The following is a 9247-nucleotide window of genomic DNA, read 5'->3' as shown; positions in this document are numbered from 1 at the left end:
AAATCTATCATATCATTTTGTTTCGTGGAAGTCAATAACTTTTAATAAGTTTTCTTTTCGCTACCTTTCAGCAACTGTTATGATCTTACTGCGTATTTTCGCAGAAGTCAAAACTAAGCTTTCGCTTCTGTTTAGCGACCTTTATTATTATAATAAATCATTCGACAAAAGTCAACAATTTATTTTAACCACTTTGACTGTGTTGAAACTATCAAAAAGTGCCTTCAAGTAAACTTTTTTATTTCTTGCTGGGCGCTTTTAAATATGTGTCTCAAAAGCGACTTTCCTAATATAACACCACAATTGTACGAAGTCAACGTTCTTTTTGCTTTAACTAATTTCTAATAATTAACCTTTACAATCAATGTTCTACAGATTCATCACCTATTTTACTCTATTTTACAAAGATCTTATCTTATAATACAAATTGTTCAATAGCTATAAGAGCAATCACACCAGGAATACCTAAAAGTCCTGAAACAGATGCTGTTATAAAATTAATTGGTATATGGAAACTGATAATAGTACCTATTGAATTTATGACAAAAAGCGCCAAAGCTCCGATCATAATTCTTACAACACCATTTCCTATTATTCGCAATGGCTTTATTGGAGCCCCAAGTATCAATAACAAACCTATTAAGCCCCCGACAATAATAATAATTGTAAAAGGTTCAAAAGCAACCATATCCATTTATCTAGCTCCTTCCATATCTTGTCCTATTTAATCAATACATATGTAAGTAGCTAAAAAAAAAGAACAGCTGAGTAATTATTTTTTCTCCGCTGTTAATTTCCTGATTTTTGCCTCTTTAAGTAAATAAAAGTATTTAACCTCTGATACTTTCAAATGCAATAGTAGCTCATCAGAGGGCTCTACACTTTTTTCAATAATTGTTTTATTATTCATCCATTCCTCTTTCAATTGTGTTAAGGAGTCCCATAACTTTCGATCAGTTACTTTCTTTAGTCGCCCTTTTTTATGGAATATCATATGTATCACCCTATTTTTTCAAATTCCCCTACCCTCTATGTTCCTAAAAATCAGGTTGTATGCCAGAAAAATTTAAAGCTCACGTCTACCCTCTAACGCTTTCGATAACGTAACCTCGTCGGCGTATTCTAAATCTCCTCCAACAGGTAAACCATGCGCTATTCTAGTAATCCGTATACCCGTCGGCTTAATCAACCGAGAAATATACATAGCCGTAGCCTCTCCTTCAATATTAGGATTTGTTGCAAGAATGATTTCCTGAACTTCCTCGCCGTGAAGTCTCTTAATAAGCTCAGTAACTTTAATATCCTCAGGACCAATTCCATCCATTGGTGAAATAGCACCATGAAGAACATGATAAAGACCGTGGTATTCTTTCATCTTTTCCATTGCAATCACATCTTTTGGGTCTTGAACAACACAGATTATACTATGGTCCCGATGGCTATCATCGCAAATTGAGCAAGGGTCCCGATCCGTTATATTAAAACAACTAGAGCAATGTGTTAAATTACGCTTTGCATTGACCAAAGCTTTACCAAAATCTAATACGTCATCCTCTTTCATTTTTAATACAAAAAAAGCCAGACGAACGGCAGTTTTAGGGCCGATACCTGGTAACTTCATAAAACTATCTATTAGCTTTGCAATTGGTTCTGGGTAGTGCATATATTATATCCCCTCTAAAATCTAATTAAAAAGCCATTGTTCAAATTATTAAAAAACGTCGTATTACAAATTCCAATAATGAAAGCCTTAAGGCATACAAGAGATGACCTTAAGGCCTTGTTTCTTGAAAAATCTTTAAATTTATTTTTAAAATAATCCAGGAATGTTTAGTCCCTTTGTAAATTGTCCCATTGTTTCATTCGTTTTTTCGTCAACCTTTTTTAAAGCGTCATTCGTTGCAGCCAATACTAAATCTTGGAGCATTTCGATATCTTCAGGGTCAACGACTTCCTCATTAATTTTAACCTCTTTAACTTCCTTTGCTCCCGAAATGGTAACCGTTACCATTCCGCCACCTGCAGTTCCTTCAAACATCATTGCCATTAACTCTTCCTGTGATTGTTGCATTTTCTTTTGCATTTTTTGCATTTGCTTCATCATATTATTCATATTTCCCATTCCACCACGCATCATTTAGTGAAAGCCTCCTTTTATATATCCTTAATCCTTTATTTCTATTAAGTCAGAACCAAATAATTTTTTTGCTTCTGCAATTAACGGATCTTCTTCCTGAATTTCTTCGGTATCTTCTTTTTGTTCCTTGATAAAATCCTGCTTTACCTGTTCCCATTCATCATATGTAAGACCAAGCATCTTTAATTCCTTACCAACAGTTTCCTTCAACATCATTTCAATTATATCACGCTTATTAGTTAATGCCATTTGACAGTGAAACTCATGTTTAAAAGCAAGAATAAAGGCAGTTGGTGATGCGGCAACTAATTTTGCATCAATCAACATTGCTTGAGCAGCTATTTCTCGACCTTTTAGTCGCTCTAAAAACTCACCCCACTGACTTGTTAACCAGCTTAAATCCTGCTTAGTTGCACCCTTTAACATTTCTTTTATCGGGCCAATAGATGTTTTTTTGGTACGTAATGACGCTGAATCATTTTTCTTTTTTTCTGTAGCGTTTGTTTCACTACTTACATTTTTGCTTGTAGAAGGAGATATGCCATGCTTTTTCCATTCTTTTATCTGTTCTTCTAATTGTCTTACCCGTTCAATTAGCGATTCAATTTGCTGATTTGAGCCATCTGTCCCACTATTATCTGAACTAGTCCGCTGACAAATTTTCACTAAAGTTAATTCTAAAAATATTTTCGGATGATTCGTCCACTTCATTTCCTGTTGACATTCGTTAAGTTGACTAATAATTTTATAAAGATAACTTGAAGAAGTCGATTTTGTTAAATTTATAAATTGCTCATCAACAATTGCTCGTTCTAGCATCCCTTCTAAATGGTCCGCTGTTTGAAATAAAAGCATATCCCGAAAGTAAAAAATTAAATCTTCAATAAACCTAGCTGATTCTTTTCCAAGCTTAATTAGCTGATCCACTGCCTGCAATGCCTTGACTACATCACGCTCTATTAAAGCGTGTACTGTATCAACTAAAAATTGCTGAGATACAGCCCCGGTAATCGATAAAACATCCTCAACTGTTACCTTATCTCCACTAAAAGAGATCGCTTGGTCAAGAAGACTTAAAGCATCCCTCATCCCACCTTCGGCTGCTTTTGCAACTAATGGTAAGGCATTTTCCTCAACAACTACATTTTGCGCATCTGTTATTTCCTTCATCCTTTCTACCATAGAGGCAGTGGATATACGCTTAAACTCAAATCTTTGACAACGTGAAATAATCGTAAGTGGAACCTTATGCTGTTCAGTCGTAGCTAATATAAAAATAACATGTTTTGGCGGTTCTTCTAACGTCTTCAATAGAGCATTGAAAGCTCCGATTGAAAGCATATGAACCTCATCAATAATATATACTTTATAACGAACAGAGCTAGGCGCATATTTAACTTTATCACGAATGTCCCTTATCTCTTCAACACCATTATTAGAAGCAGCATCAATTTCAATTACATCAGGTATAGATCCATTCGTGATCCCAAGACACGCCTCACATTCATTACACGGCTCACTAACAGGCGCCTTCTCACAGTTAACTGCCTTTGCCAATATTTTGGCAGCGCTTGTTTTACCTGTACCACGGGGACCAGAAAACAAATAGGCATGGGAAAGCTTTTCTTGAATCAATGCATTTTGAAGTGTTCTTGTAATATGTTCTTGACCGACAACATCATGAAATGTTTGCGGCCTCCAAACTCGATATAAAGCCTGATAAGCCATCCTCATGCCTCCTTTTTTCTCATACCTTCCGATCTTAACAATCTAAATTCATTTAGCACACTCAATTATTATACCTGATTCATCAACATTTTTCCAAAATATAAAAGGAAAACCATCAGACTTATCCTTATGTAGTTAAAAAGTAAAAAACTCACCTAATTGCTTAGGTGAGTTAAGTTATGTAATAACTGCCGTGCACCTTCTGTCGATATGGCAGCCATAAGCGTTACTTAAGCAGTTAGCTCGGTCCAGGCAACCCTACGGCACACGGGATAATCCACTTACTGCTGCTTCCTTCCGGACCTGACAGGGTTCGTGGGTTCCCGTTGCGTAGGACCCAGACGTCAACACCACTTACTTAAGGCAGGCCTTACGGCGACCAACCTCGAGAAGGGATTCAGCCTCGCTACAGCGGATTGCGAGTTCAGGGCACCGCTACCTCCCCGCCTAGCACGACAAATTTGAGAACTAATTCAGTTGCGTTTGGTTAACGCATAACCAAGTATATAGTGTTTCAGCCAAAAAATCAATAAATCACAGGAGGTAATTGTATGCAGATTTAACAAGGATTATTTTTACATCTATCATTGTATCTTTTTCTTCTCACGAAGCGTTCGAAAAAAATCACTTAACAAAGACGAACATTCGCTCTCCAAAACTCCACCCATAACCTCTGCTTGATGATTAAAACGATCGTCGTTTAACAGATTCATTAAAGTTCCGGCACAACCACCTTTAGGATCACTTGCTCCATATACTACACGATCTACCCTCGATAAAACAATGGCACCCGCACACATTGGACATGGCTCCAACGTAACATATAGGGTAGTTTCTGATAACCTCCATGTACCCAATTTCCGACATGCCTCATCAATAGCCAATAGCTCAGCATGGGCAATTGATCTTTGCTCCGTCTCACGTAAATTATGTGCTGTAGCAATAATCTCATTATTCTTTACGATTACTGCTCCAATTGGCACTTCTAACTTCATTTCTGCTTTTTTCGCCTCAGCTAAGGCAGCTTGCATAAAGAATTCATCCTGATCTATCATCAATATCCTTAACTCCTCATTCTATCTTTTTATAGTATGAACTTGTACTTCTTTATACATTATAGCAATCACTATAAAAACAAAAAACTGTAAGCACATTTTGCCTACAGTAACTTTTTACTAATTAGTTTTAACCCATTGTTTCTAACCCATGCTTTCTTACAACTACCTCATTCTCAAGCATATCCCAAATAGCTTCATCCTCCATGCCTAATCTCCACAAAGCTATACCTCTAATTCCTAATCTACCTGCTAGCTCCGCCTTCGCTTGTATACTTGCTCGGTTTTCGAACCAAACTTCATGCTGAACCCCTTGCTCATCTGTATAAGCGAACATTGGCGTTTGTGTTTCTTCATCAAAGATAATCTCTTGGTTATATTGCTCCGCTAATTGCATCGCACGGTCAAACGATGCATAAGCTGCCCGACCTGTTTCAAGATTAAAATCAAACCCAAATACAGATACAGCTGCAACAATTTTTTCCTTCGGCATTACCGTCATTGCATAGCGTAATACTTTTTCCATCCGACCTATTGAAACAACAGGACCCGGGCCACTTCCCGGCCAGCCATGCTCATTATAGAGCATAATCACAAATTGATCCGTTGGTTGATGCAAATTCGGATAGTCAAACGGCTTAGCAAATACACTCGGATCTTCCGGACCGGTCTTTGAAGGTACAGCGGTTGAGAAGAAATAACCCCTTTCATGAAGAACCCGGCCGATAACGCGGTATAACTGTGTCAACCGATCACGATCTTCTTCAAAAACATCCTCAATATCGATATCAACACCATCAAGGCCATATCTTTCAATTAGTCTTACTAAGTTAAGTGCAAAGGCATTCATGTTTTGTTCAGAGGAAACAAGTTCCGCTACGACCCGCTTTGCTAATTCAACCCCTTCTTCATAAAGAAGATTATGGACAGTTGCAAGCATTTTTACATTATGACGATGTCCGACTGTTACTAACTGCCGTACTTCTTCATCAGTAAACTCGCCAAATTTATCAATTGTTGTTGGATTGGCCGCGCTAATTCTAAACATGAACAAACCAGTTTGAGAAATTTCGTTACTATTTGTTACAAATGATTGGTAGGAGCTTGGTAACGTTGGCCCTTCCTCCAATGTATAATATCCCAGGATTTGGATAATTGGCTGCGAGCCATCGTAAGCACGTAACATTGCTACCGATCTTGAAATCCAGCCTGGATTCCCATTAAATAATGCAACTCTATACCAATTGCCTTGTACACCAAGGAGCGGAAGCCTTGCCCCTTGATCCAATTGGGCAATTACATTAAACGTCGCACCTGGCCTTTCTCGTACATTAGCTGAATTAACCGTAACAACTACTTCAGAAAATACAGGGATTGTTATCCTTTGACCAATTGTCAAATCAGGGCTTTCTAGATTGTTTAAAGCGATAATACTTTCAGCGGTTGTATTATATCTTCTTGCAATTTCGTATAATGAATCACCAGCTTGAACAACATATTCAGTTTGTCTTGCTAGCATTTCTGCTACTTTTAGTCTTTGACCAATATAAATAATATTTGACGGCAAACTATTTGAGTCTTTGATTGTTTCAACAGTAGTTCTGAAACGATCTGCAATTGTTTGTAAATTATCACCCGGTTTTACTTCATAATATACCGCATCACTTTCATCGCTGACTACAAGCTGTTGACCTACATATATTACATCCGATTGTAGTTGATTCAACGTACTAAGTTCATTAATGGGGATTCCAAATCTTAATGAAATCGTATGCAGACTATCGCCGGGCTGAACGAAATATATACTTCTCTCTGCATTAGTTGATATATATAATGGCTGACCAACATAAATAACATTTGACATTAATTCATTTTCGATTTTTATTCGTTGTGCCGTCGTACCAAACTTTTGTGCAATCTTATTTAAAGAATCACCCGGTTGAACCACATAACTGTAGTTCCGAAAAAACATTTACACATCAACTCCCTTACATAGGCATCTATATAAATATATGCAGGAAGGGAGGATAATTGCTTGGCTTCATAATTGAAATTTTTTACTAAAATGGTAGATTTAAAGGAGAACTCTAAATTTATTTATTTTTCTCCCAAGCTACTGCCATTAATTTAGAGTGTTGTTGGAGGAGATTCGTTTGAAAAAAATCATTCTAGCTTTTTTTTATATAGTACTAATATTTATTATTACTTTAATACTAGCAAACAAACTAACTACAGGAAATAATGATTCAATTCTTGCAGTCAATGGAATTTATACAATAGACCAATATAATCATGAACAACCAATGGCATTAAATGGAGAATGGGAATTTTACTTTAACCGCCTTTATAACCCAGATGACTTTAAGAATAATGTCATTGAAAAAGAACCAAACTATGTTGTTGTCCCCAATGATTGGAACCACTATGATTTACCCAATCAATCGATTACAAGAAAAGGGGTTGCTACATATCGTTTGTTCATAAACATACCTAATGAAGAAGCAAATAAGATTAAAACAATCTACATGCCAAGTGTTTCATCCGCCTACAATCTTTGGATTAATGGTGAAAAAAAATCTTCAAACGGAATAGTAGGCACAAGTAAAAATGCAATGAAGCCTGAAACTACTCCAAAAACAATTGAATTTCTACCTACTTCCGAATCAGTAGAGCTTATCATTCAAGCATCTAATTATCACCAACGAAAATCCGGATTATGGGATACCATCCTTCTAGGTGATCCAGATGTCATTCATACATATCAGGTAAAAAAAATAATTTATCGAGCAATTATTGTTTCATCTTTACTAATTATGGGACTCTATCACTTTTCTTTATTTGCATTACGTAAAAATGAGCTTTCATTTCTTTTCTTCGGTATACTTTGTATCTCAATTGCAATAAGGGGGATCATTCTTGAAGAAGGATTGGCAAGCTATCTTCTATCATTTTTAAATTGGGAAATAGTTATGAAATTAGAGTATTTAGGAGTCACTTTAGGTGTTTTATCACTTATCCTTTACTCTTATTCGCAATTTCCTTTAGAGATGAAGCAATCGTTCCGAAATGCTCTTGTCATTGTGATGGCCATTTATAGCATTTTTATTATTTTAACACCTGCTATTGTTTATACTATGACAGTTGTTGCTTTAGAATTAATTACTTTGCTTATTTTACTTTATCTTGTATATGTTTATATCATTGCTCTTATTCGAAAACGTACAGGTTCTTTATTAAATATGATTGCAATAATTATATTAATTTATGTCGCAACCAATGATGTCCTTTTTTACAATGATCTTGTTTCTACAACTGAAATGACGTCAATTGGACTTACATTCTTTTTACTAACACAATCCTTTAATCTATCAAAAAATTATGCAAAAGCGTTTGGTAAAATTGAAAAACTTTCGAAGGATCTAAAAGTATTTAATGAATCATTAGAAAAAGAAGTAACCGAACGAACAGCAGAACTTAAAATTTCAAATGAACAATTGCAAGCTGCAACTGAGGCTAGGCGCAGATTACTCAGCAATATTTCCCATGAACTAGGAACACCATTGACAAGTATTCAAGGATATACAAAAGGTATGGTAGACGGAGTTATTCCCAGTGAAAAAAAATATCTTCAATTGGTTTATGATAAAATCGAATACATGTCAAAAATTTTCAACGACCTTCATTCTTTAACGGAAATGGAAACAAGACAAATTGAATTTCACCAAAAAGAAATTGATATTCAACATTATTTTCAAAATTTGTATCGAAAATATCAGTTAGAAACAGAAAAAAATAATATTATGTTTACCTACAAAAATGAATTAGATCCAAAAAAAAGTTATTATGTCTTTATTGACCCACACCGAATTGAACAAGTAATAATGAATTTCTTGACAAACGCACAAAAATTTATTGAAGAAAATGGACAAATTACTCTTAAACTTACACTAGCAGATTGTAATAACGTGATGATCCAATGCATTGATAATGGTTGCGGGATTATTCAGCAAGACATAGATCATGTATTCGAACGTTTTTACAAAAGCTCTTCAAAGGAAAACACACGAAAAGGGGCGGGCTTAGGTTTGGCTATCTCAAAGGAAATTATTGAATTTCATAATGGGAAAATTGGGGTTAAAAGCAACGTTGGTGAAGGGAGTTGTTTCTTCTTTGTACTTCCTCTCCTAACAAGAAATTAGTTATAGGAATTTCAATTAATCATATAAGGATTTCTCGATTAACGGAATTTATATAGCTTAATCTATATATATTTTAGACTAGTTGAGAAATGCATTTTTGAAAAAAAGTTGAAGAAGTAGCTCATTTC

Annotated in this window: 8 protein-coding genes and 1 other RNA gene; 1 reads left to right on the top strand and 8 read right to left on the bottom strand. The window is 35.5% G+C overall.

The window, feature by feature from the left end:
* Positions 1 to 415 precede the first annotated feature (415 nt).
* The 8 genes from D612_RS0117600 to D612_RS0117570 form a co-directional block, all read right to left on the bottom strand.
* Positions 416 to 694: a pro-sigmaK processing inhibitor BofA family protein gene (locus D612_RS0117600; protein WP_017756824.1), complete on the bottom strand. Its 279-nt coding sequence runs from the start codon at positions 692 to 694 to the stop codon at positions 416 to 418.
* A 78-nt stretch (positions 695 to 772) separates the two neighbouring features.
* Complete coding sequence (locus tag D612_RS0117595; protein ID WP_017756823.1) at positions 773 to 994, bottom strand: YaaL family protein; 222 nt, start codon at positions 992 to 994, stop codon at positions 773 to 775.
* A 72-nt stretch (positions 995 to 1066) separates the two neighbouring features.
* Positions 1067 to 1663, bottom strand: a complete 597-nt coding sequence (gene recR, locus D612_RS0117590; RefSeq protein ID WP_017756822.1) for a recombination mediator RecR — start codon at positions 1661 to 1663, stop codon at positions 1067 to 1069.
* Between the two features lie 147 nt (positions 1664 to 1810).
* The gene (locus tag D612_RS0117585) at positions 1811 to 2134 is read right to left on the bottom strand and encodes a YbaB/EbfC family nucleoid-associated protein (RefSeq protein WP_407637474.1); all 324 of its coding nucleotides are present in this window, start codon (positions 2132 to 2134) and stop codon (positions 1811 to 1813) included.
* Between the two features lie 30 nt (positions 2135 to 2164).
* The gene (gene dnaX / locus D612_RS0117580) at positions 2165 to 3865 is read right to left on the bottom strand and encodes a DNA polymerase III subunit gamma/tau (RefSeq protein WP_017756820.1); all 1701 of its coding nucleotides are present in this window, start codon (positions 3863 to 3865) and stop codon (positions 2165 to 2167) included.
* Between the two features lie 191 nt (positions 3866 to 4056).
* An RNA gene (gene ffs, locus D612_RS19180) (signal recognition particle sRNA large type) lies at positions 4057 to 4321 on the bottom strand.
* A 128-nt stretch (positions 4322 to 4449) separates the two neighbouring features.
* On the bottom strand, positions 4450 to 4920 hold the full coding sequence (tadA, locus tag D612_RS0117575) for a tRNA adenosine(34) deaminase TadA (RefSeq protein WP_017756819.1): 471 nt from the start codon (positions 4918 to 4920) through the stop codon (positions 4450 to 4452).
* A 130-nt stretch (positions 4921 to 5050) separates the two neighbouring features.
* Positions 5051 to 6892: a LysM peptidoglycan-binding domain-containing protein gene (locus D612_RS0117570; RefSeq protein ID WP_017756818.1), complete on the bottom strand. Its 1842-nt coding sequence runs from the start codon at positions 6890 to 6892 to the stop codon at positions 5051 to 5053.
* Between the two features lie 181 nt (positions 6893 to 7073).
* On the opposite strand from D612_RS0117570, the gene D612_RS0117565 reads away from it, so the two are divergent.
* Positions 7074 to 9119, top strand: coding sequence for a sensor histidine kinase (locus D612_RS0117565; protein WP_017756817.1), 2046 nt, complete (start codon positions 7074 to 7076; stop codon positions 9117 to 9119).
* Positions 9120 to 9247 lie beyond the last annotated feature (128 nt).

Origin of the sequence: Calidifontibacillus oryziterrae, assembly GCF_000331575.1 — a bacterium.
GTDB classification, from domain to species: Bacteria; Bacillota; Bacilli; order Bacillales; family Bacillaceae_J; genus Calidifontibacillus_A; species Calidifontibacillus_A oryziterrae.
This window is presented reverse-complemented; position numbering and strand designations above follow the sequence as displayed.